Below are 26,593 nucleotides of genomic sequence, written 5' to 3' on the forward strand. Positions count from 1 at the left end.
CCACCAGTCACTAATTTTCAGGTTCAAGCATGATTGTCGCCAAGGGCGGCAAGGTGATCGAGCAGGTGATGTCGCCGCCGGCATCGACGGCCTGCACGCGCCCGCCATTGCCCTTGCCGCTGCCGCCGTAGATGTCGGCATCGGTGTTCAGGATTTCCCGCCAGCGACCTGCGGACGGCAGGCGGATCGAGTAATTCTCACGATAGACAGGGGTGAAATTGGTAATGACGGCGACCGGCTTTTGGCCCGGCGCCTTGCGCAGCCAGGCAAAGACGGAATTCTGGTGGTCGTCGGCGACCAGCCATTCGAAACCTTCGCCCTCGCAGTCACGCTCATGCAGCGCCGGCTTGCTGCGATAGGTGAAATTGAGGTCGCGCACCAGACGCCGCATGCCCTCGTGCATACGATACTGAAGCAAGTTCCAGTCGAGTGCCTTCTCTTCGCTCCACTCGCTCCACTGGGCGAATTCCTGGCCCATGAACAGCAGCTTCTTGCCGGGATAGCCCCACATATAGGCGTAGTAGGCGCGCAGATTGGCGAATTTCTGCCAGTCGTCGCCCGGCATCTTGGCGATCAGCGAGCCTTTTCCATGGACAACCTCGTCATGCGAGAGCGGCAGGACGAAATTTTCCGAATAGGCGTAGAGCAGGCCGAAGGTGAGTTCGTTGTGATGGTGCCCGCGATAGATGGGATCGCGGCTCATGTAGCTCAGCGTGTCGTGCATGAAGCCCATGTTCCACTTGAAGCCGAAGCCGAGGCCGCCTTCGTGGACAGGCTGTGAGACCTTCGGCCAGGAGGTCGATTCCTCGGCGATGGTCATGACGTTGGAATGGTTGCCGTAGATGCGGATGTTGAGATCCTGCAGAAAACGGACGGCTTCGAGGTTCTCGTTGCCGCCATATTCGTTGGGGATCCATTCGCCGTGCTTGCGCGAATAGTCAAGGTAGAGCATCGAGGCGACGGCATCGACGCGCAGACCGTCGAGATGGAATTTCTCGGCCCAGTAGAGCGCGTTGTTGACGAGGTAGGAAACGACCTCGGTGCGGCCGAAATTGTAGATCGCCGTGCTCCAGTCCGGGTGAAAGCCCTTGCGCGGGTCTTCGTGCTCGTAGAGTGCCGTGCCGTCGAACCAGCCGAGGCCGTGTTCGTCGGTCGGGAAATGCGCCGGCACCCAGTCGAGGATAACGCCGATGCCGACCTTGTGGCAGCCGTTGACGAAACGGGCAAAGCCTTCCGGCTCGCCGAAACGCGCAGTCGGCGCGTAGAGGCCGGTCGTCTGGTAACCCCAGGAGGGATCGTAGGGGTACTCGGTGATCGGCAGGAATTCGATATGGGTGAAGCCCATGTCGGCGCAATAGGGGATGAGGCTGGAGGCGAGCTCGTCCCAGGACAGCATCGTGCCGTCCTGCCGGCGTTGCCAGGAGGCGGCATGAACCTCGTAGATCGAGATCGGCTGGCGGCGCTTGTCGGTCTCGCGCCAGTGCTTCAGATGGGCTTCGTCTTCCCACTCCTGCTCCAGCTCGGCGGCGGTGACCGAGGCGGTCTTCGGCCGCAGCTCGCTGCGGCGCGCGAAGGGATCGGCCTTCAGCGGCAGCAATACGCCGTCCTGGCCGCGGATCTCGAACTTGTAGGCAACGCCGATCGCTACATCAGGGGCGAAGATTTCCCAGATGCCGCTGTCGGCACGGAAGCGCATCACGTGGCGGCGGCCGTCCCAATTGTTGAAATCACCGACGACCGAGACGCGCTGCGCATTCGGCGCCCAGACGGCAAAATGGATGCCCTGCGCGCCGTCATGCTTGATGAGGTGGGCACCCATCTTGTCGAACAGGCGCAGATGCGAGCCCTCGCGGGCGAAATAATCGTCCATCGGTCCGAGCACCGGACCGAAGCTGTAGGGATCGGTGACAGCCCATTCGGCATCGCCGCGCCGGGCGCGGTAACGCACCGGCTGGAGCTTTGTGAGGGAAACCGGGCCGGCGAAGACGCCGTCGGCATGGAGTTGCTTCAGTTCGCCGATGACGCCGCCATCGAGCGTCATGGCGGTCACTTCCTCCGCGCCCGGGATAAAACACCGGGCGACGAAAGCGTCGCCGGCCTGGTGCACACCTAGGACGGCAAAGGGATTGGAATGCGAGCCGGCAAGGATCGCCGTGATTTCATCTGCCGAAATTTCCCAGGAAAGCTTTACTTCAGGGACGGTTTTCGGCGTTTTCATCCGGCTCTCCAGATTTCGTCTGCATATTGCCTGATCGTACGGTCGGAAGAGAACCAGCCCATCCGCGCCGTATTGTTGATCGTCTTGGTGTACCAGGCGGACTGGTTGGTCCAGATCTGGTCGACGTCGCGCTGGGCCTGGGCGTAGGCGTCGAAATCGGCCGCGACCATGAACCAATCGTGCGAATAGATGCCGTCGATCAGCGCCGTGTAACGGTTGCGGTCATCGGGTGAGAAGACGCCGGAGCCAATGGCGGCAAGCGCCTGGGCGAGTTCGCGCGATCCCTCGATGATGGCGCGGGGATTGTGGCCATCGCTGCGGACTTTCGACACCTCGTCGGCCTTGAGGCCGAAGATAACGATGTTGTCCTCGCCGACATTGTCGCGCATCTCGACATTGGCGCCATCGAGCGTGCCGATCGTCAGCGCGCCGTTCAGGCCGAACTTCATGTTGCCGGTGCCGGATGCTTCCATGCCGGCGGTCGAGATCTGCTCAGAAAGGTCGGCGGCCGGAACCATGACTTCGGCGAGCGAGACATTGTAGTTTGGGACAAAGACGATCTTCAGCAGGCCGCGCACCGACGGGTCGTTGTTGATCGTGCGGGAGACGTCGTTGATCAGCTTGATGATGAGCTTGGCATTGTAATAACTCGGCGCCGCCTTGCCGGCGAAGAGTTTCACGCGCGGCACCCAGTCGAGCTCGGGATGCGAGCGGATCTGGTCGTAGAGCGCGACGGCCTCGATGATGTTCAGTAGCTGGCGCTTGTATTCGTGGATGCGCTTGATCTGGATGTCGAACATTGCCGACGGATCGAGCTTCACGCCCATGCGGCTGGCAACGAGGTTGGAGAGTGCAACCTTGTTGGCGCGCTTTATCGCCGCGAATTTCTGCTGGAAAGCCGGATCGGAGGAATGCACGTCGAGTGCACGCAGCTTTTCGGCATCATCGAGGAATTCGTCGCCGATCGCCTCGCGGATTAGGCCGGTGAGACCGGGATTACACTGCTGCAGCCAGCGGCGCGGCGTGATGCCGTTGGTCTTGTTGTTGATGCGGTCGGGATAGAGCTTATGCAGATCGGCGAAGACCGTGACCTTCATCAGGTCGGTGTGCAGGGCCGAGACGCCGTTGATCGAATGGGAGCCGACGAAAGCGAGGTTGCCCATGCGCACGCGGCGGTCGCCACTTTCATCGATCAGCGAGATCGAGCGGATTTCCCCGTCGGAGAAGTTCTTGCCCTTGCGGGCGTCGATCAGGATCTTGGCATTGATCGCATAGATGATCTGCATGTGGCGCGGCAGCAGGCGCTCGAACAGCGGCACCGACCAGCTTTCCAACGCTTCGGGCAGCAGCGTGTGGTTGGTGTAGGAGAAGGTATGGCGAGTGATTTCCCAGGCCTGATCGAAATCCATTCCGTGAACGTCACAGAGCAGGCGCACGAGTTCGGCGACCGAGACGGCGGGGTGAGTGTCGTTCAACTGGATCGCCACCTTGTCCGGCAGCGAGGTGAAATCGTCATATTGCTGCAGATGGCGACGCAGGATGTCCTGCAGCGAGGCCGACGAGAAGAAGAATTCCTGGCGCAGGCGCAGTTCCTGGCCGGCCGGGGTGGCGTCGGCAGGATAGAGAACCCGGGTCAGGCTTTCGGCCTTGTTGCTTTCGCGTAGCGCGCCGATGTGGTCGCCGGCGTTGAAGGCATCGAGCAGGATCGGATCGATCGGCTGCGCCGACCAGAGGCGCAGCGTGTTGACGCGCTTGCCGCGCCAGCCGACGGCCGGCGTGTCGAAAGCGGCGGCGATGACACGCTCGGCCGGTTTCCAGACATAGCGCGGCTGGTCGTCATGGGTGGTGATGAATTCGACGGCGCCGCCGAAGCCGATTTCATAGGAACTCTCGCGGCGCTCGAATTCCCAGGGATTGCCGTGAGCGAGCCAGTTTTCCGGCAGTTCCACCTGCCAGCCGTCGGCCATCTGCTGGCGGAAGAGACCGTGGACATAGCGGATGCCGTAGCCATAGGCGGGCACGTCGACCGTTGCCATGCTCTCCATGAAGCAGGCGGCCAGACGGCCGAGGCCACCGTTGCCGAGTGCAGCATCCGGCTCCAGGCCGGCAATGACGTTGACGTCGACGCCGAGCGAGGCGAGCGCATCGCGCACCTCCTCCATCAGGCCGAGGTTCGAGATGGCGTCGCGCATCAGGCGGCCGATCAGGAACTCGAGGGACAGATAATAGACGCGCTTGGCGCCGGTCGCATAAACCTCGCGGGTGGAAGCCATCCACTTGTCGATGATGCGGTCGCGCACCACCAGGATCGTCGCCGTCAGCCAGTCATGCGGCTTTGCCACCTTGGCATCCTTGCCGATGCGGTAGGTCAGACGTTCGATGATTTCTTCGGCGAGAATTTCCGGCTTTGAGCTGCGCGGGGCGGGGGAGGGGATGATCGGCTTGGAAACAGTGTTCATCGTCAGGTCTCGCCAATTTTAATTTGGTTTCAGGATGTTATGCCTGATTCAATCAATTTGTCGCTTGCGCCAGCGACAGTTTATGCATCGTTACTAAGCACTTGCAACAAAGGATTTGGACAAACGAAAAATTTGCGAAACCTTCATATTCACGCGGGTCGAGACGCTTGATTTCAATCGTTTTTCCCGACCTGATGCGCCGAACGAGCACAACGAAAAGCCGCTCCGGTTTGTTCCGGTGCGGCTTTTTTCTACGTTGAACTTTGGGCTGAGCAATCAGTTGGTCAGCAGTGTGACAGCCTTCGTCGCCTCTTTTGCAATGCTGGTAAAGGACGCCACCAGCTTCTCCATCGTTTCGGCTTCATAATAGTTTCCGCCCGGCGAAGCGCAGTACTGGAGCAACTGCTTGCCCTTGTCCGGTGCCATGAAGGCGACGGTAAAGATCTTGATGCCGGCTGTTTTGGTCGCGTCGCACTGGTTGCGCACGTTCTGGTCGAACGTACTTTGCCATACGCCTGTGTTGCCGGTCATTTCGCCGTCGGTCATTAGGATGATGTAGCGAGATACAATTGTGTTGCCTTTGACAGCATGCGCTTGAGTCTCAACATCCGAGCCGTCCGAGGCTTTGGCAATAGAAAGAGTTGCCTGTCTCATCGGTTCGGTGGCGTCGGTGCCCCCGCTTGCTGTAATTCCGCTTACATAAGTTGCAGTCGTCGCCGTACCCCAGGCCATACCGCTCATGCTTTTGATCTGGGTCTTTTGCCAGTCCTTATAAATGAGACCGTTATTATAAGAATAGGCACCCGTGCGTACGAGGCTGTGATCCGGATCGGCGGTGTCCAATGCATCAAAGAGGGCATCGGCAGCCTTTTTGAGCGCGTCGATCTTCGTGACGTAGGTTTTGCAATTCTTGCCGTTATAAGTTGCGCAGGTGGTCGTCTTTTCGCCCATCGAACCCGATTGGTCGAGCACCAGTTCCATCGAGAGAGCGGTCTTGGTATCGCTCGTGCCGCTCGAAGTCGAAGTCGAGGCGCCGATATTCAGCGTCTTGTAGCCAAGAACGCTCATGAATGGCGTGGCGGCGATCCCATAAGAGGTCGCGACGGTAACCTTATAGCTCTTGCTTGTTGCCGTCGTGCTGACGTCGATGTCGACGCTTGTTCCAGCCTTAATGCTGCTGATGGCGTCGGTGTCGACATAATTGGCCATCTGGCCGCTTACGAAGTCTTTGGCTATGGCCTCCGCGTCAGCAGTGGTCGAAGCCGCCCCACTGGCGAGTGCGGTCGCTGCCGCGAGAGCGGCCGAGTCGGTGGCTTCCTGCAGTTCGCGCTTCGACAGCGCCATGTTCGAATAGTCAATCGCCAGGCCGGCGGCACCGAGCAGGACGGGCATCATGATCGCCGTCATAATGCCGAAGTTGCCGCTGCGGTCGCCAAGCAAGCGACGCAAGCAGGAATTGTAAAAATAGGAGGTGCTCATCATGTTCACCCGTATAGGAGGCCCTGTGAGGTGACATTACGCACGCTCCTCCTTTCCGCGGTCCTTAGGGCGTCAATACAATTTTAACGAATCGTCGGATTTTTCCAGTTTTGGGATTATTTCAACGGAACGACGTCGACCGCCTGAACGGTGCGTTGGCCGCCATAGCTTTTTAAGACGCCGATGACGGGAACGACGTCGGAATAGTCCCGGCCATAGGCGACGACGATATGGTCCGTGCCGGCGGGGATGTTGTTGGTCGGGTCGAGCTCGATCCAGTCATTCGTCTCACCGCACCAGATCCTGACCCAGGCATGCATGGCGTCCGCGCCTTCCAGCCGTTCCTTGCCGGGCGGTGGGATGGTGCGCAGGAAGCCGGAGACGTAGCCGGCCGGAATGCCGAGGCTTCGGAGCGCCAGGATCATGATGTGGGTGAAATCCTGGCAGACGCCGCGCTTCAATCTGAACGCCTCGAGCGGCGTCGTGTCCACCGTCGTCGCATCGGGGTCGTAGGTGAAATCCTTGTTGATGCGGGCACAGAGTGCATGGGCGATCTGCATCGCCGTCAGACCAGGCATGGCGCAGTTTCGCGCATAGTCGGCGATCTCGCGGGCTTGGGTTAGGCGCGGGCTTTCACCAAGGAAATGATGCGGCGAATCCGGCGCCAGCGACCAGATGCCGGCGATCTCCTCCGGCAAGTCGGCAAGCAGCGGCGAAAAATCGGCGGCGATCGGCTGGCTTTCCACCTGCACACGGGCCTGCATGCGAATGTCGAGCGTCTCGTGCGGCGCGCGCAGCATGAAGGCGGTGGCCGGATGATCGAAGAAATCGACGAAATGCGACTGCTCGTCCGGCGTCGGCGAGACGGTGATCGAGCCGGCGACCAGGCGCTGCCGATTGGTCAGCGACAGCGGCATCAGGCGCATGACGTGGCGGGCGCCGGAGGCCGGCACGTCGTAGATGTAACCCATGTGGAGCGAGAGATCGTAGAGCATCGCCGTCACCCGAGATGGGTCTGGGCGAGCAGATCGGAAAGCTGCTCCAATTCGCGTTCGAGCCGTTGATAGACCTCGACCCCCATGCCCTCCGGCGTCATCACCGCCAAGCCGGAATGGAGTCGCATCGCCTCGCGGTAGAAGGGCGACATCTGGCCGTTGATCAGGGCGTTCGGCAGTTGCTCGACCTCGTGGTGGATCTCGTTGACCTGGAAGAGGACCGAACGCGGGTTGAGGGGGTCGAGCGCCAAGAGGTCGGTGACGGTCAGTCGCGCCGTGTTGACGTTGTAGCGGCGGCGGTGGGTCATGACGCTGTCGCCGATCTCGAGCAGCATGTCGAGCGCGCCGTCGGGCGCTTCGGGGCCGGACATGTGGCCGAGCAGGCGGGTCATGTGCAGGCCGCGCTCGATATAGCGGCCGAGCGAGAGGAAGCGCCAGCCCATGAAGCGGTACATGTTCTCGTGCACGAGGCCGGCGAAGCCCGCAAGCTTGCGCAGAAGGATCGTCATTGCATGGCTGGCGTCGTCGCCGGCAGCGACGGTGACGTGGAAGCGGCGGGCAGTCTTGGCGAGATCGTTGAGGGCCAGCCAGCCGTCGGGCGAGAAACGGTCGCGGATGTTGCTTGCCGAATAAACGGCGCTGTCGATATTGCGCAGCAGGGTTTCCGGTACGGCGTCGGCGGTATCGATATCGACGGCCTTGAGATAATCGGAGACGTCGGCGAGCAGCGGCTGGCTCGGATCGGCAGCTTCGGCGTAACGCGCATGCCAGGCGCGCAGGATGCGCAGTGCGCCTTCGGCGCGTTCGATGTAACGGCCGAGCCAGAACAGATTGTCGGCTGCCCGGCTCGGCAGGCTGCCCGGCATGTTGCGGGTAAAGCTGCCCTCGGCCGGCAGCAGCGTGTGGCGCTCGACCGGCTTGTCGCTGACGATCCAGACGTCGGCGGCCGCTCCGCCCGACTGCATGGCGATCGCCGCGACATCGGCGCCGGAGCCGATGCGGGCAAAACCGCCGGGCATGATCTGCCAGCCGTTTGCCGTGCGGGCGGCGAAAACGCGTAGCGACATCGGCCGCGGCACGAGCTTGCCGTCCACCCAGGCGGGCGTCGTCGACAGCGTGACGACCTCCTGGCCGACCAGTTTCGGGCCGTCCGAACTCAGCCAGTCGGTGATGGAATCCTTGGCGGCTGCACGCAACGACGAGCCGAGTACGGACTCGCCGTTGTCGTCGAAGAAGGGTGCCCGGGAATAGGCCGGGCCGATCACCATCTTCTCGATGTTCTTTGCGACGTGCTCGCGCTCTTCCTTCTGGCCGCACCACCAGGTGGCGATCGAGGGCAGTTGCAGATCCTCCCCCAGCAGACGGTGGCAGATGGTCGGCATGAAGGCCAGAAGCGCCCGGGTTTCGAGAACGCCGGTGCCGAGCGCATTGACGATGGTGACGCTTTCGGCGCGGAGCGCTTCCACCAGGCCGGGCGTGCCGATATGCGAATTCTGGTTCAACTCCAGCGGGTCGGCAAAGGCCGAATCGAGACGGCGCCAGAGCACCCCGATAGGCTTCAGGCCGGCGACGGTGCGCACCATGACGCGGCCCTTGACGACGGTCAGGTCCTCGCCCTCGAGCAGCATGAGACCGAGATAGCGGGCGATATAGGCGTGCTCGTAGTAGGTCTCGTTGGCGGGGCCGGGCGTCAGCACGGCGATACGGTCGTCGCCCGAATGTTTCATGCCCTGAAGTGCGTCGCGGAAAGCCCCGAAGAAAGAGGCGAGGCGGTGGACCGGGGTTTCGGCGTAGATATCCGAGAAGGCCCGGGTCGTCGCGACGCGGCTTTCCAGCGCGAAACCGGCGCCTGACGGTGCTTGCGTCCTGTCGGCCAGCACCCACCAGTTGCCGTCGGGTCCGCGGCCGATCTCGAAGGCGCAGAAATGCAGATAATGCCCGGAGCCCGGCCGGATGCCAGCGAGCGGGCGCTGGAATTCGGGATTGGCGGCCATCAGCGCCGGCGGCAGGACCCCTTCCTCCACCAGCCGGTTGTCGCCGTAGATATCGGCAACGATCGCCTCCAGCAGGTCGGCGCGCTGGACGAGGCCCGCCGACAGCGTCTTCCATTCGCGCTCGTCGATCAGCACCGGGATATGCGAAATCGGCCAGGCGCGTTCGCCGGTGCCCTTGCTGCCATAGGCGCGGTAGAAGACGCCGGCATCGCGCAGGTAGCGGTCGGCGCGGGCAAAACGCTCGGCGAGATCCTTTTCCGGCATTGCGCTCAGATGCGAGAGAAAACGCTGCCAGACCGGGCGGACCGCGCCTTTGTTGTCGACCATCTCATCAGCGGTGCCGGGAAGCGGCGCATAGTCGAAGGCCGCACCCTTGCCGATGCGGTCCTCTGCCTCTCCCCTGCGCTCCGCTGCCGGCCTCTTACCCATCAAAATTGAAACCCTAACCCCCGGCCCTAACCTTCGGCCTTAAATTCCGGCGGGCCGCCGCAGATCCAGCGTCAGCGGGAATTCAAGCGAACCCGTCTCGGCGCGGGGGATATAACCACCCGCCGTATGTCCCCACGGCTCGAAGCGGGCGAGCCGCCTTGCTTCCGCCTCGTTGCCGTTGACCGGGAAGGTGTCATAGGTCCGGCCGCCCGGATGGGCAACATGATAGATGCAGCCGCCGATCGAACGCTTCGACCATGTATCATAAATGTCAAAAGTCAAAGGCGTGTTGATCGGCAGAACGGGATGCAGACCGGAGGATGGCTGCCATGCCTTGTAGCGGACGCCGGCGACCGACACGCCAGCCGTGCCGGTCGGCGTCAACGGCAGGGTGCGGCCATTGCAGGTGACGGTGTAACGCGCGGTATTGCTGGTTTCGAGCCGCACTTGAAGGCGCTCGACAGAGCTGTCGACGTAGCGGACGGTGCCGCCTGGCGCGCCTTCCTCGCCCATCACATGCCATGGCTCCAGCGCCTGGCGCAGTTCCAGCTTCGAGCCCTCATATTCGACTTCGCCGCAGAAGGGGAAGCGGAATTCGAGCTGGGCCTTGAACCATTCCGGGCTGACGTCGAAGCCGTTTTGGCGAAGGTCGGCAAGCACGTCGAGGAAGTCGGCCCAAACGAAATGCGGCAGCATGAAACGGTCGTGCAGGGTCGTGCCCCAGCGGACGAATTTGCCGTCGACGGGATTGACCCAGAAGCGGGCGATCAGCGCGCGCACCAGCAGTTGCTGGGCGAGCGACATGCGCGCGTTCGGCGGCATCTCGAAGCCACGGAACTCGATGAGGCCGAGCCGTCCGGTCGGGCCGTCGGGCGAGAACAGCTTGTCGATGCAGATCTCGGCGCGGTGGGTGTTGCCGGTGACATCGGTCAAAAGGTTGCGGAACAGTCTATCGACGAGCCAGGGCAGCGGCTGCTGACTGCTGCCGGGGGCGGCAATCTGCGCCATGGCGATCTCCAGCTCGTAGAGGCTGTCGTGGCGAGCCTCGTCGATGCGCGGCGCCTGGCTGGTCGGGCCGATGAACATGCCGGAGAAGAGGTAGGAGAGCGAGGGATGGCGCTGCCAGTGGAGGACGACGCTCTTTAAGAGATCGGGACGGCGCAGGAAGGGGCTGTTGTTCGGATTGGCCGCGCCCACGACGACATGGTTGCCGCCGCCGGTGCCGGTATGGCGACCGTCGATCATGAACTTGTCGGCGCCGAGCCGGGTGGCGCGGGCCTCCTCGTAGATCGCCGTGGTGATGTCGACGCAGTCCTTCCAGTTCGAGGCCGGATGAATGTTGACCTCGATGACGCCGGGATCCGGGGCGACGCGGATGACGTTGATGCGCTCGTCCTGCGGCGGCGGATAACCTTCGATATGGACGGGAAGCTTGAGCTCGGCGGCGGCGTTTTCGGCAGCGGCGATCAGCTCCAGATAATCCTCGATGCGTTCGACCGGCGGCATGAAGACGCAGAGCCTGCCGTCGCGCGGCTCCACCGACATGGCGGTACGCACGGCGCCGCGGAGCTCGCCGAGCGTCTGTTCGATCCGGCCGCGATTGCTCTCGTCGGCATGAAAGGAGGCTTCCGGCATGGCCCGGCCGGCCGGTACGAAGACATCAGGCAGCGGTTCGCGCGGGATCGTTGGATCGGCGGGGTGGATATAGGGGTAACGCGCCGGGGGAACATAGGGCAACGTGCCGAGCGGCAGGCGATAACCGATCGGACTGTCGCCCGGGACGAGGAAGATCTTGCCGCGGCGGGTGCGCCATTTTTCGCTGACCCAGACTCGGCTTTCCGCTGCCTTGGCATTCCATGCCTGGACCGGAAGGACGTAACCTGTCGCGACGGTCAGGCCGCGGGCGAAGACGCGGGCGATGCGGTTGCGTTCCTCAGGATCCTTCAGCTTCGAATTCGCCGGATCGACATTTTCGGGAAGGTTGCCTTCCTTGATGATCCAGTCGGCCGGATCTTCATAGGCCGGCTGCACCATGTCTGGCTTGATCGCCAGTTCCTTTGCAATCGCCGTCAGGAGCTTCTCGGCATCCTCGGCGGTGACGCCGGTATCCTTGCCTTCGGCGGCGACCAGATCGAGGTTCTGCCAGACCGGCTTGCCGTCGCGGCGCCAATAGAGCGAGAAGGTCCAGCGCGGCAGGCTTTCGCCCGGGTACCATTTGCCCTGGCCGTAATGCAGGAAACCGCCGGGGGCGAAACGTTCTTGCAGCTTGCGGATCAGGATGTCGGCCTTTTCGCGCTTGGTCGGGCCGACCGCGGCGGTGTTCCACTCCTCGGACTGGAAATCGTCGATCGAAACGAAGGTCGGTTCGCCGCCCATCGTCAGATGCACGTCCTCGGCTTCGAGGACACGATCGACCTTCTCGCCAAGTTCGTTGAGCTCCTCCCAGCTTTCATCGGAAAAGGGCTTGGTGATGCGCGGGTGCTCGGCGACGCGCGAGACCTTCATGTCGAAGGCGAATTCGGTTTCGGCCTCGCCGAAATAACCGCCGGAAATCGGAGCGGCGTTGCGATAATGCGGTGTGGCGGCAAGCGGGATGTGGCTTTCGCCGGTCAGCAGGCCGGAAGTCGGATCGAGGCCGACCCAGCCGGCGCCGGGCAGATAGACCTCCGCCCAGGCATGCAGGTCTGTGAAATCGACTTCGGTGCCGGAGGGGCCGTCGAGCGCCTTCAGGTCCGGCGTCAGCTGAATGAGGTAGCCGGAGACGAAGCGGGCGGCGAGGCCGAGATGGCGAAGGATCTGGACGAGCAGCCAGCTGGTGTCGCGGCAGGAGCCCTTGGCGCTTTCCAGCGTTTCCTCCGGCGTCTGCACGCCGGTTTCCATGCGGATGACATAGCCGATCTGCCGCTGCAGGCGGGCATTCAGGCCGACGACCATATCCACCGTCGGCTGGTCCGGCGACCAGTCGAGCGTCGGCAGCAGCGCCTTGAGGCGCGGACCGGCCGGCTCCGGCGTCATGTAGATCGACAGATCCTCCTGAATCGTTTCAGGATATCCGAAGGGCCACTTGGTTGCCTCTTCCTCGACGAAGAAGTCGAAGGGATTGTAGACCGTCATGTCGGCGACGAGATCGACCTCGATCTTGAACTCCGTCACCGGATCCGGAAAGACGTAGCGGGCAAGGTAGTTGCCGTATGGATCCTGCTGCAGGTTGACGAAATGGTTGGAGGGCGTGACCTTCAGCGAGTGGCTGAGCACCCGCGTCTTCGAATGCGAGGCAGGTTTCAGTCTGATGATCTGTGGGCCGAGGCGAACCGGCTTGTCATAGGTGTAATGCGTCAGATGATAGATGCTGGCTTTGATCGACATATTCTCTTTTTATCCGGCTCGCATCGTCGTGCGGCTTGCTGTTCCCGAAAATCAGTGTGTGCAATGCAGCGAAAGAAAGCAAGGCGGAAAGGTCTACAGCGCCGCGCGTCTTTTCAGATGCGCAAAGGACGCTGTCGCATTTTAAATTGCAGCAGGCTTTTACGCCGCCTTGGCAAAGGTAACCGCCGCCTTCAGGCCCTTGCCGTCCGTACCCGGCTCCAGCGTCAGTGCGGCATTGAAAAGATTGGCGATCTCTTCAACAATCGGCAGGCCAAGGCCCGCGCCAGGCGCACCAGAATCATTGCCGCGCGAAAAGCGCCGGCGCACCGCCTCCAGCTTTTCGGGCGGAATGCCGGGGCCGTTGTCCTCGACTTCGAGGCGGACCGTCTCTGACACGGCGATGATACGGACGGTGACCTCAGCTCCCTTGCCGGCATAGGCGATGGCATTGCCGGCAAGGTTGCGCAGCATTTCACCGATCAGCAGCGGCTCGGCGCGGACCATTGCCGGGCTCTCGCCCTCGAAGCCGAGATCGATGCCGGCGACGGCAGCCGTCGGGATCTGCTCGCCGATGATTTCCTGGGCGATGGCGGCGAGATCGATGGCTGAAGCGGTCAGCGCCTCCTTGGCAGTGGCGGCGTCGATCTTGGCCATCAGGAGAAGCTGGGCAAGAATGCGTTCGGCATGCGCCACCGCCTGGTCGCCCTTCAGTGCTGCCGCCTGCGCCTCGTCAAGCGATCCGGCGCGGGCGGAAAGGGCGAGCTGGGTGCGGATGATCGCCAGCGGCGTGCGCAGCTGATGGCTGGCATTGCCGGTGAAATGGCGGAGCGCATCCAGCGCCGATTGCAGGCGGACCATGAAGGAATTTACCGTATCGACCAGCGGTTCGACCTCGCTCGGCACGGTCTGCTTAATCGGATGCAGGTCATCGGGGCTGCGTTCGCCGATGGCGTCGCCGAGCTTGTAGAGCGGGCGCAGAGCCACCGTGACCGAGATCCAGACGATAACGGCGGCACCGGCGATCATGAAGGCGAGACGGAGTGCGGATCGGACGAGGATTGCCTGCGCCAGCTGCCGGCGGGCGATGGTGGTTTCGGCGACCGTCACCACGAAAGGCACGGAGCGGATGCCCGTCGAGGCAGAGCGCTCGAGTGTAGCGATGCGGATCGGCTCCCCGCGGAAGCTATCGTCGGCGAAGGCGGCGGCATCGCCCGGTGTCTTCTTCAGGACCGGCAGGGACTGGTAGCCGGTGATGAATTGACCCGGCGGGCCGTCGACGCGGTAGAAGACGCGATCCTGCGCGGCCGAGGTCAGCATCTCAAGTGCGACATAGGGGATATCGACCTGCAGCGTGCCGTCCTCTGCGACGACGACGCGCTCGGCGATCGCCAGCGCGGAACCGGCGAGCACGCGGTCGGAGACGATATTGGAGGTCTGGACCGCCTCGCGATAGGTATCGGCGAGTGCCAGCGTGCCGATGACGGCGGTGGAGACGAGCAACCAGAAGAGCAGCCGACGCCTGAGGGAATAGGCGGCTTTCATGAGGCCTCGGGCAGCTTGTCGAGATAATAGCCGATGCCGCGGGCGGTCTTGACGGTCAGGCCGTGCGGCGACAGGCGCTTTCGCAGGCGGCTGACATATTGCTCGATGGCGTTTGTGGAAATGTCGTCGTCGAAGGCCGTCAGCGATTGAATGATCGCCTCCTTTGCGACGACCTTGCCGGCCCGCATGAAGAGGATTTCGAGCAGGCCGAGCTCGCGGGCGGGAATATCGAGCGGCGTGGCGCCTGATGAAAAGGTGCGGGAATTGAGATCGAAGGAGATGCCGCCGAAGCCGACGGTCGCCGAGCGCAGCCCGGCCTGGCGGCGCAGCAGCACGCGCACGCGGGCTTCGAATTCGGCGATATCGAAGGGCTTGATCAGATAATCGTCGGCGCCGAGATCGAGCCCCTTCACCCGCTCTTCCGGCGTGCCGCGTGCGGTCAGGATGAGGACGGCCGCCTGGTTCTGCCGGGCGCGCATGGCGCGCAGCACGTCGAGCCCGTCCATCTCTGGCAGGTTGAGGTCGAGGATTACCAGATCGAAATTTTCCGCAGCGATGACCGCATTGGCAGACGCCCCATCATGGACGACATCGACGGCATGGCCCGTGCCGCGCAAGATCGCCGACAGGCCGTCGGCCAGTGCGATATTGTCTTCGGTGAGCAGGATGCGCACGGATGTTTCCCCTGTTTTTCAAGGGAGATTACAGAGATGAAGCAGGGATGTCACAGCGATTTTCAAGCTTACAGCGCCGCGCGTCCTTCAGACGCGCAAAGGACGCTGTAACACTTTGAATCTACGCATCGTGCTTTCCGAAAATCGATTCCGATTTTCGGGCCGATGCGCCAGTGAACGGCCGATAAAGGTTCGACCTCAGCTCCCGGTCCTTTCGATCCGTTCGCGCTGCATCATTGCGGCGGTGAGCAGCTTCCGGAAGCGGGGATCGTCGCGGATGTTGTCGAGATCGGAATCATTGTCGAACCATTTGATATGATAGACGGAGCTGTTCGGCAGCAGCTTCTCCAGCAGATCGATCGCCTGGTCGACGTCGCCGAGGACGGAGTAGACGCAGGCGAGATTATACTGCGCGACGATGTCGTCGGGATCGATGGCGATCGCACGGGCCGCCCAGTCGCGTGCTCTTGCCGCGTCGCCCATATGGGCAAGCGCCAGCGCGCCGCGATGGGCGGGGCCGGAATTTTCCGGATTGAGGTTGAGGGCGCGTTCGGCGCGCAGCAGGCCGAGGCGCGCCCAGTTTTGCGTATCCACCACCCGGCCGAGCGAGCGGTAGGCGGACATCAGATGGATCGGCGAGACGTAGTCATCAGAGCGGATTGCGGCGGCACGGGTGAAATATTGCACGGATTCGGCGAAGTTGCCGTGCATGAAGAAGAACCGGGCATAGTGGAAATTCGCCTCGAAGAGGTTCGGATCGAGCGCCAGGGCGCGTTCGAAGGCCGCCGCCGCCCTATCGTCATAGCCGCTCTGATGCAGGGCGAGACCATGGGAGGCGTGGGCTTCGGGAAGGTCAGGATCGAGCTCCAGGGCGCGAGCGCTCATGTCGAGGATGCGCCTCAGCGGCACGTCGTCAGGTGCCCAATCGCGGATCGCCGCGTCGCAATCGGCGATGCCGGCATAGGCGCGGGCATAATCCGGATCGAGTTCGACCGCCTTGCAGAACATGCGCCTTGCGAGTTGCAGATAGGATTTGGTCCAGGTGTGGGAGAGCTGGCGGCCCCTGAGATAATAGGTATAGGCCTCGACATTGGCGGTCGGCTCGTTGGCGATCGCCTTCTTCTCTTCCGGCAGCAGACGCACCTTCAATTGGCCGACGATCGCATGGGTGATCTCGTCCTGGATGGCGAAGATGTCGGTCATGTCGCGGTCGTACCGCTCGGCCCAAAGATGGTCGCCGTTCGCGGTGTCGATCAGCTGGCCGGAAATGCGCACGCGATTGCCGACGATGCGCACACTTCCCTCGAGCACGTAGCGCACGCCAAGCTCCTGGGCGAGCCGCTTCACCTTTACCGATATGCCCTTGTAGGTGAAGATCGTATTGCGCGGCACGACGTGCAAGCTGGAGATCTTGGAGAGATCGGTGATGATGTCTTCGGTGATGCCGTCGGAGAAATAGTCCTGGTCGGCGTCGCCGCTCATATTGGTGAAGGGCAGCACCGCGATGAAGCAGGTATTGCGGTTCTGCGCGACCAATTTCGCCGAGGAGGGCGGTGTCAGGGTGACGGTATAGACCTGCACGGGCTGTCTGATGTTCTTCAGCGTATGTTCGCCGATAAATTCGAAGCCGAGATTGAGGCGCGAGCCGACCTGATCGCGCACCGAGGCGGACACGGCGATGCCGCCCGGCGCTGCGATACGCTCGAGTCTGGCGGCGAGATTGACGCCATCTCCGAATATATCGCCATTCTCGACCACGACGTCGCCGAGATTGATGCCGATGCGGAATTCGACGCGCTCGTCCTTGGGCACGTTCTCGTTACGGGCCGCCATACTACGCTGGATTTCGGCGGCGCAGGCGACTGCATTCACCACGCTCTGGAATTCGGCAAGGATGCCGTCGCCGGTGAGTTTGACGATCCGGCCCTTGTAATCCGAAATACGAATGTCGACCAACTCGCAGCGATGGCGGTTCAGCGCCTGCAACGTGCCGGATTCATCGATGCCCATCAGTCGGCTGTAGCCAACGACATCCGCAGCGAGAATAGCGCTCAGTCGTCGTTCCATGACCCCTCCATGGATCTTCCCAGTTTAGTCTAGCTTTTTATAGAGTTTTTGTCGCGTAGAGTCGTCCCCCGAATAATAAATTCGGGCGGTATCGACGTTTTTAACACGGCAGCGCGACCATATAACGTCGTCGATCTTCATCAATACTCTAAACGGGTGAAGGACGGAGCCAATCCCTAATCCTTTGTGATGAAAAGACAATTCACATCGGAGAAAACGAAGTGTTCTGCTGTGGCCGACACTTCCGTCGGCATCATAAAACCGATCGCCGATCGATTTAAGGCTTGAGCCGGACCCAGGGGCATGGCTGGGAGACGAAACGCGAGAGTATCCAGCGCGGTATGAAATGTGATTCGCGGTTGCTTCGGCGATTGCCATGAGGCCAGCCAAGGGTATTGTGGCGACGTTTCATGCTTGGCGGGGATTTGAATGACAGGTTCGGCCCGGAATTTTCTGGAGTTTCATGACATTCCGGAGGCCGGGCTACGCTCGATTATCACTCGCGCCGGTGAACTCGCCAAGGCCTGGGAGGGGCGTGCGATGCCGCAGAGTCTTGCGGGCAAACGCGTCGCGCTGATTGTCGACGACGGCGGCTGGCGCAATACGACCGCCTTCGATCTCGGCATCCAGGCGATGGGTGGTATCTGCGTGCATGTGCCGATCGGTTTCGATGCCAGGGAAGAAACCGGCGATCTCTCGGGTTATCTCGGCAATTGGTTCGACATGCTGGTGATCCGCACGAAGGAGCTTTCGACATTGAAGGCGGTGGCGGCAGCCTCGCCGGTGCCTGTCATCAATGCGCGCACAAGCTCCAACCACCCTTGCGAGACGCTCGGCGACCTTGCCTATATCAACAGCCGGCGCGGCTCGATCGACGGGTTGAAGGTCGTTGGCGTGGCAGCGGACGCAAATATCCTGCGCTCCTGGGCTGAGGCGTCGATCGCATTGCCGATCGAGGTGGTGCAGGTCTTTCCCGAACGCTGGCATATAAGTGGCGCCGCGCTGCTCAACAGGCATTTTCGCGTGGGCACCGATATGGGCGAGTTACTGGATGCCGACATCGTCATCACCGATTCATGGCCGCATGACGTCGCCGGAGGCGCGCTCGCCGGCTACCGGATCGGGACCGATCTGCTCGATCGGTTGCGGGAGGGTGCGATCTTCCTGCCATGCCCGCCGGTTCGGCGCGGTGAGGAGGTGACGGCCGAGGCTATGGAGCATCCGCTCTGCCGAAGCCGCGCCGCTAAGGCCTTTCTGTTGCATGCGCAAAATGCGCTGATGGAGTGGGTCATCGCCTAGATCCGGCGCCCTTGCTCCTCCCGGCGCGCTCAGGCATTGTTGCTGCATGAGGACAGTTTTCATCTTGCTACTGGCGTTCTGGCCGGGCTTCGCGCTAGCCGATCAGGCCTTCTATCCTGCGAAGTCGGGCAATGCCGATGCGCCGGTGCTGACGGTTTATTCCTCGCTCGACGAGCCCCTGGCGCAGCCGATGATCCGGGGTTTCCAGGACGCCAATCCCGATATCGCAGTCAAATATGAGGATATGCTGACCGGCGACATCTACGACCGAATCGTCCGGGAGACGGATGCCGGCAAGAAGACGGCGGATTTCGCCTTCTCCTCGGCGATGGATCTGCAGGTGAAGCTTTCCAACGACGGATATGCACAGGTCAGCAACCTGCCGATGAGTGCTGCATGGCCGAAATGGGCGAACTGGCGCAACACCGCCTATGCGCTCACCTTCGAGCCGGCGGTGTTCGTCTATCACAAGCCGAGCTTCGCGCATGAGCCGGTGCCGAGTTCGCGGGCTGAATTCGTCGACTATCTGAAGCGCAAGGGCAACGAGGTCTATGGGCGGATCGGCACCTACGACATCGAGCGTTCCGGCGTCGGCTTTCTTTTCATGGCGCGCGACCAGGAGCAGTTCGGCGACATCTGGTCGGTGATCGGGGCGATGGGGGCTGCCGGCGTCAAGCTCTATTCGACGAGTTCGGCGATCCTCGAACGCGTTGCCGATGGGCGCTTCGTGCTCGGCTACAATATTCTCGGTTCCTATGCGGCCGACTGGGCTTCGCGCTATCCCGATGTCGGCATTGTGCTGCCGAAGGATTATACCGTGGTGATGTCGCGGATCGGGCTGGTGCCGCAGGCCGCCGCCGAGCCGGAGCTCGGTCGGCGTTACCTCACCTTCTTCATGTCGAGGGAAGGGCAGACGATCATGGCGCGCGAGCTGCAGATCCCGGCCGTCAGCCCCGAGGTGGCGGGGGAGAATACCGCCAATACGCTGCAGGAACTGCTCGGCGCCCAACTGCGGCCGGTGCCGGTCAGCCCTGGGTTGATGGTCTATCTCGACCAGGTGAAACGGGCGCGGCTGATCGCGCACTGGAACGAGGTTCTGCGGACGCAGTGAAGGCGTCAGCTTTCAGCGTGATCATCCTTTTCGCAAGGCCTCGGATAGAGCCAGTATTCGTAGAACATCGGCTTTTCGATCGTAAAGGGACGTTCGCCCTGCCAGGCGCCGACGGTATAGTCCGCACCGGCGACGGACTGTTCGCGTCCGTCGGGAAGCTGCATCTGGAAAGGCACTGCCGCAACCTGCACGGTCAGCTTTAATTCTTCCGGCTTGCCGAAGGCGGTCGAACGGAAAGGGACCGGGCCGGGATTTGCGTCCACGCCGATAGGATATCCCGCATGACGCAGCAGGTCGGGGAAATATTCGTGATCGATCAGATCACCATCGAAGCGTATGTCGAGTTCTTGCCAAAGCTTGGTGAAATATCTGCCTTCGAGTGAATTTTCGCCCTGGCCCGGCTTCGGCACGTTCTGCCAACTCGCACCAAAAGGCGCGGAGTCCTTCGGCGTCGACAGGCCTGCTGTGCCGTAATAGCCGATCGCGTTGTTCAGATGGTGGAACCGACTGAGGCGGTTGCGCTTGCTGATCGGACCTCTCAGCATCCATGAATTGTTGAAGGCATAATGCGGGCCGACGGCTTCGTGCTGTTTGGGAAACTTGAAAAGCTGGCCGAAATTGCGGTCGTCGCCATCGGGGCCAGGCCGATGCTGATTCCAGCCGAGATTGCCGTAGATGTAGAAATAGCCGGACCGTCGCATCTCCAGCGAAAAAGGCATGTAGCAGTTGACAAACCTGTTGCCGTTTACGGTCCAGTTCCAGGCATAGTCTTCCGCCTCGATGGCGTTGTCACGAATGCGGACGAACCAGTTGTTTTCGATGACGATGTTGCGGCAGAAATCCTCCGCCGTGGAATCGGAGGCATCGTTGAAGAAATGGATGCCGTTGAAGGCGTCGAGAATGACGTTGTTGCGCAGGACGACATAGCCGGCGATGGTCCATGCCCGGAAAAAGTCGCCGTCGAAACCGCGCTCATCCTTTTCGACGTCCACGCGGCTCTCGGTGTCTTCGATATTGCCGTGCACCTGTGCCCATGAGATTTTTCGCCAGAGCCTGCAATCGCCGGGATCGAGTCTGGCATTGACCGCGCCGGTCTTTCGGATTGCTGCAAGGTCCGCCTCGCCGTGAGACTGCAGATCCTGTATCCAGTCGCACTCTTCGATCAGCAGATGGCGGGTGTAAGGTCCGGCCGTGCCGATGGCGATCGTGCTGCCGCGAATATGCAGGCGGCGAAGCGTGATATGCTGGCAGTTGTCGAGATAGATCGCGGTGGGCCAGCAGCCTTCGAAGTTGAGATCCTCGATGACGACCCACTGGCAATTCCGCAACACGAGCGCTGCGTTGTCGGCAAGGTAGTAAATGCCGGGGAAGCGGCCGTTGGCTTCCTGCACGGCGGAGAGGCGGTTGGCGCTCTCGCGATAGTCTTCGTAGGGTTCGCCGCCATCGATAACGGCACCGTTGCCGCCGATCACGACCGGGTGCTCCTGCGAACCGCTAACCGAGGAGAGGACAAGCGGCGTTGCGTATCGTCCGCCTTCCAGCGTCAGCGTTGCGCCGGGACGCAGCGATTGCATGTCGTCGTAAATCCGGTCGGGATTTGTGTGCAGGCAGTACGACATATCGTTTCCTGTGGGTATCAGTGAAATAAAGTCTGCAGAAATCGAGATAGCGGGAACCAAAACCCTGGATTGAGCAAGATGTAATTAACTTAGGGTCACGCGTGCAAGGGATTAAACCATAGCTATTTGAGAGCAATGCAGGGAGGACGAGCCGGTCCGAGGGTCTCGTCAGACGAAGCCCTGCAGCCTTACTTCGGCGGCGGATAATGCACTTGCCATCGGCAGCGGAGAACCGGATTTAGTCCGCGCCTGCCAATTACGGCAAAAAAGTGTCCTGTCCTTCTGGATATCTCGCCGATGTCAGCTAAATGACAGGTTGTTGTGGTCGCTTTGGCTACTTCTTCTCCGTGGAGGCGGAGAGCTGAAGCCTTGGGAGGTATTCCGCTCGTCATTCAGGACGCTTGCGTCCGCTGGCCGGCCATTCCTCCCGATTCCCAGAGAACAGCAGGCGGTTTGCTCAGCCGCCGACGGAGGACAGATCGTGAAGCATACGTTCATCGCAACCCTTCTTGCAGCGACCATCGCGCTGCCGGCCTATGCGGCCGATTACACCATCATCGCGCCCGCCGCTCCCGGCGGCGGCTGGGACCAGACGGCCCGATCGCTGCAGACCGCGTTGCAGCAGGAGAAGATCTCCGGCAACGTGCAGGTCCAGAACGTTCCAGGCGCCGGCGGCACCATCGGCCTTGCGCAGTTCAGCAGCCAGGCTGCCGGCAACCCGAATTCGCTGATCGTAGGCGGCTATGTCATGGTCGGCGCGATCCTCACCAACAAGTCGCCGGTCACGCTCAAGGATGTTACGCCGATCGCCCGTCTGACCGGCGAATATGAGGCCGTGGTCGTTCCTGCTGCGTCCGAGATCAAAACCATGGCCGATTTGGTCGCGGCGCTGAAGAAGGATCCGGGCTCGGTTTCCTGGGGCGGCGGCTCTGCCGGCGGCACCGACCACATCACCGTCGGCCTGATCGCCAAGGCCTCCGGCGTCGATCCGACCAAGATCAACTATGTCGCCTTCTCCGGCGGCGGTGAAGCGCTCGCCGCCATTCTCGGCGGCCAGGTCACGGCCGGCGTCTCGAGCTATAGCGAGTTCGAATCGCAGGTGAAGTCAGGCACGCTCCGTCTTCTCGCCGTATCCAGCGAAAAGCGGATCGATGGTGTCGATGCCCCGACACTGAAGGAAGCCGGCACCGACGTCACCATCCAGAACTGGCGCATGGTCGCCGCTGCCCCCGGCCTGTCGGCAGAGCAGGTGGCAAGCGTCACCGCCGATTTCGAGAAGCTGCATAGCTCCGCCACCTGGCAGGAAACGCTGAAGACCAAGGGCTGGGCCGACACCTATCTGTCCGGCGATGCCTTCAAGGCGCAGCTCGAAAAGGATGTCGCCGCCACTGAAGGCATTCTCAAAGATATCGGACTTGTTCAATGAGCGAGGATAACACCTCCTCGGCAACCGAACGCCGCCCTGATTGGGCGGCGTTCATCATTGCCGTTTTCCTCTTCGCCGTCGCCGGCGTGATGGCCTGGGATGCCTTGCATCTGAAAACGATTGCGCAGTACGACCGCATCGGTCCGGCGACAGCGCCTCAAATGGTGGCATTCGGCCTCTTCTGTCTCGGGATCTGGACCGCCTTCGAAGCTTGGCGCGGCGATTTTCCGGAACGTGACCGGCAGGAAGTCGCACCCGTCATCTGGATCGTCGCTGGTCTTGCCGGCCAGATGCTGCTCCTGCGCGTCGCCGGCTTCTCGATCGCGACCGGCATCCTCTTCGCGCTGACGGCACGCGGCTTCGGCAAACGCAAGCTCTGGATCTCGCTGCCGTTTGGCATCGTCCTCAGCTTCGTCGTCTGGGCGATCTTCTCGCAGCTGCTGCAACTGACGCTGCCGGCCGGCCCGCTCGAACATCTGTTCTTCTGACCGCGCGAACGCGCTGTCAGCTCTTTTGATTTTGCGCGGCGCCTGACCCCGAAATCGGATGGTCGGGAACGCCGCTTGGGACACCAAGATGAGCACATTCGAATTCCTATGGCAGGGTATCCTGGTTGCGATGCAGCCGATGAACCTGGTTTATGCGCTGGTCGGCGTGACGCTCGGCACCGCCGTCGGCGTGCTTCCCGGCATCGGCCCGGCACTCACCGTGGCGCTGCTGTTGCCGGTCACCTACAAGCTCGATCCCGGCGGCTCGCTGATCATGTTCGCCGGCATCTATTACGGCGGCATGTATGGCGGTTCGACGACCTCGATCCTGCTCAACACGCCGGGTGAAAGCGCCTCGATCGTCACCGCGCTCGAGGGCAACAAGATGGCGCGCGCCGGGCGCGGCGGACCGGCGTTGGCGACAGCGGCGATCGGCTCCTTCGTCGCCGGCCTGATCGCGACGCTCGGGCTTGCCTTCATCGCTCCCTATATCGTCAAGCTGGCGCTGGTCTTCGGGCCGCGCGAATATTTCGCGCTGATGGTACTTGCCTTCGTCACCGTCTCCTCGGCCTTCGGCGATTCGGCATTGAGAGGGCTGACGTCGCTGTTTATCGGTTTTGCTCTCGCCATGGTCGGCATAGACCAGCAGACAGGGCAGGCCAGGCTTTCCTTCGGCATCCCCGATCTGCTGGACGGTGTCGAGGTGACGACGCTTGCGGTGGCGATGTTTGCGATCGGCGAGACGCTTTATATCGCCGCGCAGGGCAACCGGATCGCCGAGAAGGTCGAGGCGGTCAAGGGTTCGCTCTGGATGACCGCTGAGGATTGGGCGCGCTCGTGGAAGCCTTGGCTGCGCGGTACCTTGATCGGCTTCCCGATCGGCGCGATGCCGGCGGGCGGCGCCGAAATCGGCACTTTCCTCTCCTATGCGACCGAAAAGCGGCTGGCGAAAAACCCGGAAGAGTTCGGCCATGGCGCGATCGAAGGCGTGGCCGGTCCCGAGGCGGCGAATAACGCATCGGCCGCCGGTACGCTGGTGCCGCTTCTGACACTCGGCCTGCCGACGACGGCGACGGCGGCGATCATGCTTGCAGGTTTCCAGCAATACGGGCTGCAGCCGGGGCCGCTGCTGTTTGCCACCAATCCGCAGCTCGTCTGGGGGCTGATCGCCAGCCTGCTCATCGCCAATGCGATGCTTTTGGTGCTGAACCTGCCAATGATCGGGCTCTGGGTGCGGTTACTGACCATTCCAAAGCCGTGGCTCTATGCCGGCATTCTGCTGTTTGCGACGCTTGGGACGATCGGTGCCAATCCATCCGTGTTCGAGCTCGGCATGCTGCTCACTTTTGGCTTGCTCGGCTATGTGATGCGGCTCTTCGGCTATCCGATCGCGCCTACCGTCGTCGGCCTGATCCTCGGGCCGCTTGCCGAACAGCAGCTGCGTCGGGCGCTGGCGATCAGCCAAGGCGACGTCACGACGCTGGTGATGTCGCCGATCGCGGCGGGCCTGCTCATTGTTGCAGCCGCCGCCTTCTTCATTCCGCTGATCCTGCGGCTGCGCGGCAGGGGACAGGTGTTGTCGCAGCTGGCGGCAAACGAAGACTAGAACAAGAAGGCTAGAAGAAAAAGACGACCCACCCCCTCTCTCGAGGCCGGCCATGGAGACATGCGCCGGCCTCCTGTTTTTGCATGGCTGAGGTGATTTTCTGAGCATTGTGGCGGTGTATGCGCGATGCCATCTATAAGTGGTCAATCAGAGCAAGAGGAAAAGGACAATGTCCGCCATCCGCAATTCAGTCCGTACAGGCTTCTTTGGTCGCGCATTCGCCGTGCTTGGTGCCGCAAATGCCGTCAGTGCTGCCGTTGAAGCCGGCCGCCGCCCGCGCGCCAACGACCTCAAGGAACTTGGCATCGACCCGACCTCCTTCGGTCAAGTCACCCGCTAATACGTTTAAGCAATGCATGAATGAAATAGCCCGCAACCGGATGGTCGCGGGCTTTATTTTGTCGGGATGGATGTCGCAGCGCGGCGCGCCGTGATCAGCCTCAGGCGTGAAGTTCCTCCTGCCGGGTGCCTTGATCTTCCACCCGTTCGCGCCTGTTATGGCGAATGGACGACCAGAGCGACAGACCGATCAAGACCGCGCCGCCGAGGCCGGTGATTACCTCGGGAATGTGCACCAAGGTCTGCGCATACATGATCACCGAGAGGATCAAGATGGCGTAGAAGGCGCCATGTTCCAGGTAGCGGTACTCGGCGAGCGTTCCCTTCTCGACCAGCATGATCGTCATCGAGCGCACATACATGGCGCCGATGCCGAGACCGATCGCGATGACGAAGAGGTTCTGCGTCAAGGCGAAGGCGCCGATGACGCCGTCGAAGGAGAAGCTGGCATCCAGCACCTCCAGATAGATGAAGGCGCCGAGGCCGCCCTTGGCGGCAGCACTCATCGTCTGCTGCGACGCATCGAGCAGCTCACCGACAACCTCGACCGCGAGGAAGGTGAGCAGGCCGTAGATGGCGCAATGGACGAAGACACTGGCTTCCTCGCCACCGATCAACCAGGAGAACACAAGCATCAGTGCCAGCACGAAGGCGATCTCGATTCCCCTGATGGTGGCCGAGCGCGCCATCACCTTTTCCAGGCCGCGGAGCCAATGGACTTTCTTCTCGTGATCGAAGAAATAGCTGAGGCCGACCATCATCAGGAAGGTGCCGCCGAAGGCTGCAATTGGCAGATGCGCATCGTTCATGATCCGGGCATATTCCTCGGGTTCGCGGGCGGCGAGCACCAGAGCGTCCCAGGGGCCGATCCGTGCCGCGATCGCGACGATCGCCAGCGGGAAGACGATGCGCATGCCGAAGACGGCGATGATGATGCCCCAGGTGAGGAAGCGTTTCTGCCAAACCGGCGTCATCTCCTTCAGCTTGTTGGCATTGACGATGGCATTGTCGAAGGAGAGCGAAATCTCCAGCACCGCGAGCACGGCACAGATGAAGAAGACGGTCGCCATGCCGCCGATCGTGCCTGTAGTCTGCCATCCGAGCACGCCGCCGAGAACGAGGCCGAGGGCAGTGACGATGAAAGCCCAGCGAAAATAGCTGAGCGAGGATTTGTCGGTGCCGGTCTGGTTCATGGCCGCACCTCGCAGCCGCAAACTTTCGTGGAGAGGGTGAAGAGGGAAAAACGCGGCATGCCATAATGGGCATGCGGATAAGGCATGGTGAGCTTTTTCATCTATGAAAATCCGCCGGCTGAGCTGCAGGCGGTACCGACATCACGAGAGCGCCGTAAAACTCTCGCCAGAGGGGCCCGGCACCAATGTTCCCCGAAGCCGATGTCTGGAAGGCTGCGGGATAGGCCCTAGGTAATGAACTTCCCAAACCAGTCAAGGCCAATTGCGACACTGAAATCCGCAATTTTCC

General features: G+C 61.8%; 17 protein-coding genes. 6 read left to right on the plus strand and 11 right to left on the minus strand.

Going from position 1 to position 26,593, the window contains the following annotated elements; translation table 11 throughout:
* Positions 1-10: 10 nt before the first annotated feature.
* The 9 genes from glgB to G9X64_RS18050 all read right to left on the minus strand — a co-directional run bounded on the left by glgB (position 11) and on the right by G9X64_RS18050 (position 17,223).
* Entirely contained in the window at positions 11-2,218 is a 2,208-nt protein-coding gene (gene glgB / locus G9X64_RS18010) for a 1,4-alpha-glucan branching protein GlgB (RefSeq protein WP_168308588.1), read from the minus strand.
* Entirely contained in the window at positions 2,215-4,677 is a 2,463-nt protein-coding gene (locus tag G9X64_RS18015) for a glycogen/starch/alpha-glucan phosphorylase (protein WP_168308587.1), read from the minus strand. Before G9X64_RS18015 ends, glgB begins: the two co-directional genes overlap by 4 nt.
* A gap of 276 nt (positions 4,678-4,953) precedes the next feature.
* On the minus strand, positions 4,954-6,156 hold the full coding sequence (locus G9X64_RS18020) for a vWA domain-containing protein (protein ID WP_168315409.1): 1,203 nt from the start codon (positions 6,154-6,156) through the stop codon (positions 4,954-4,956).
* 116 nt (positions 6,157-6,272) lie between these two features.
* Positions 6,273-7,151, minus strand: coding sequence for a transglutaminase family protein (locus tag G9X64_RS18025; RefSeq protein WP_171377111.1), 879 nt, complete (start codon positions 7,149-7,151; stop codon positions 6,273-6,275).
* Positions 7,152-7,156: 5 nt separating this feature from the next.
* Positions 7,157-9,574, minus strand: a complete 2,418-nt coding sequence (locus G9X64_RS18030; protein ID WP_168308585.1) for a circularly permuted type 2 ATP-grasp protein — start codon at positions 9,572-9,574, stop codon at positions 7,157-7,159.
* Between the two features lie 39 nt (positions 9,575-9,613).
* Positions 9,614-12,940: a transglutaminase family protein gene (locus G9X64_RS18035; RefSeq protein ID WP_168308584.1), complete on the minus strand. Its 3,327-nt coding sequence runs from the start codon at positions 12,938-12,940 to the stop codon at positions 9,614-9,616.
* A gap of 159 nt (positions 12,941-13,099) precedes the next feature.
* Positions 13,100-14,482 (minus strand): sensor histidine kinase, encoded by a 1,383-nt coding sequence (locus tag G9X64_RS18040; protein ID WP_171377112.1) that lies wholly within the window; start codon positions 14,480-14,482, stop codon positions 13,100-13,102.
* Positions 14,479-15,156 carry a response regulator gene (locus tag G9X64_RS18045; RefSeq protein ID WP_168308582.1) on the minus strand — a complete coding sequence of 226 codons (678 nt, stop codon included), beginning with the start codon at positions 15,154-15,156 and terminating at the stop codon, positions 14,479-14,481. Before G9X64_RS18045 ends, G9X64_RS18040 begins: the two co-directional genes overlap by 4 nt.
* A gap of 198 nt (positions 15,157-15,354) precedes the next feature.
* Positions 15,355-17,223: an adenylate/guanylate cyclase domain-containing protein gene (locus tag G9X64_RS18050; protein WP_171377113.1), complete on the minus strand. Its 1,869-nt coding sequence runs from the start codon at positions 17,221-17,223 to the stop codon at positions 15,355-15,357.
* Positions 17,224-17,652: 429 nt separating this feature from the next.
* Between G9X64_RS18050 and G9X64_RS18055 the strand changes: the two genes are divergently transcribed.
* Both G9X64_RS18055 and G9X64_RS18060 read left to right on the plus strand, forming a co-directional pair.
* Complete coding sequence (locus G9X64_RS18055; protein WP_171377114.1) at positions 17,653-18,522, plus strand: ornithine carbamoyltransferase; 870 nt, start codon at positions 17,653-17,655, stop codon at positions 18,520-18,522.
* A 64-nt stretch (positions 18,523-18,586) separates the two neighbouring features.
* Positions 18,587-19,633 (plus strand): ABC transporter substrate-binding protein, encoded by a 1,047-nt coding sequence (locus tag G9X64_RS18060; RefSeq protein WP_168308653.1) that lies wholly within the window; start codon positions 18,587-18,589, stop codon positions 19,631-19,633.
* A gap of 5 nt (positions 19,634-19,638) precedes the next feature.
* On the opposite strand, the gene G9X64_RS18065 is transcribed toward G9X64_RS18060, so the two are convergent.
* The gene (locus G9X64_RS18065; RefSeq protein WP_168308579.1) at positions 19,639-21,252 is read right to left on the minus strand and encodes a right-handed parallel beta-helix repeat-containing protein; all 1,614 of its coding nucleotides are present in this window, start codon (positions 21,250-21,252) and stop codon (positions 19,639-19,641) included.
* Between the two features lie 481 nt (positions 21,253-21,733).
* Between G9X64_RS18065 and G9X64_RS18070 the strand changes: the two genes are divergently transcribed.
* The 4 genes from G9X64_RS18070 to G9X64_RS18085 all read left to right on the plus strand — a co-directional run bounded on the left by G9X64_RS18070 (position 21,734) and on the right by G9X64_RS18085 (position 25,112).
* Complete coding sequence (locus G9X64_RS18070) at positions 21,734-22,678, plus strand: Bug family tripartite tricarboxylate transporter substrate binding protein (protein WP_168308578.1); 945 nt, start codon at positions 21,734-21,736, stop codon at positions 22,676-22,678.
* Positions 22,675-23,166 (plus strand): tripartite tricarboxylate transporter TctB family protein, encoded by a 492-nt coding sequence (locus G9X64_RS18075; protein WP_168308577.1) that lies wholly within the window; start codon positions 22,675-22,677, stop codon positions 23,164-23,166. Before G9X64_RS18070 ends, G9X64_RS18075 begins: the two co-directional genes overlap by 4 nt.
* A gap of 88 nt (positions 23,167-23,254) precedes the next feature.
* Positions 23,255-24,772: a tripartite tricarboxylate transporter permease gene (locus tag G9X64_RS18080; protein WP_168308576.1), complete on the plus strand. Its 1,518-nt coding sequence runs from the start codon at positions 23,255-23,257 to the stop codon at positions 24,770-24,772.
* A gap of 169 nt (positions 24,773-24,941) precedes the next feature.
* Positions 24,942-25,112, plus strand: a complete 171-nt coding sequence (locus G9X64_RS18085) for a hypothetical protein (protein WP_168308575.1) — start codon at positions 24,942-24,944, stop codon at positions 25,110-25,112.
* Positions 25,113-25,212: 100 nt separating this feature from the next.
* Here G9X64_RS18085 and G9X64_RS18090 read toward each other — a convergent pair whose 3' ends face one another.
* Positions 25,213-26,304 carry a DUF475 domain-containing protein gene (locus G9X64_RS18090; RefSeq protein WP_168308574.1) on the minus strand — a complete coding sequence of 364 codons (1,092 nt, stop codon included), beginning with the start codon at positions 26,302-26,304 and terminating at the stop codon, positions 25,213-25,215.
* Positions 26,305-26,593 lie beyond the last annotated feature (289 nt).

It is taken from the genome of Rhizobium sophorae (assembly GCF_013087515.1).
GTDB lineage: Bacteria > Pseudomonadota > Alphaproteobacteria > Rhizobiales > Rhizobiaceae > Rhizobium > Rhizobium sophorae.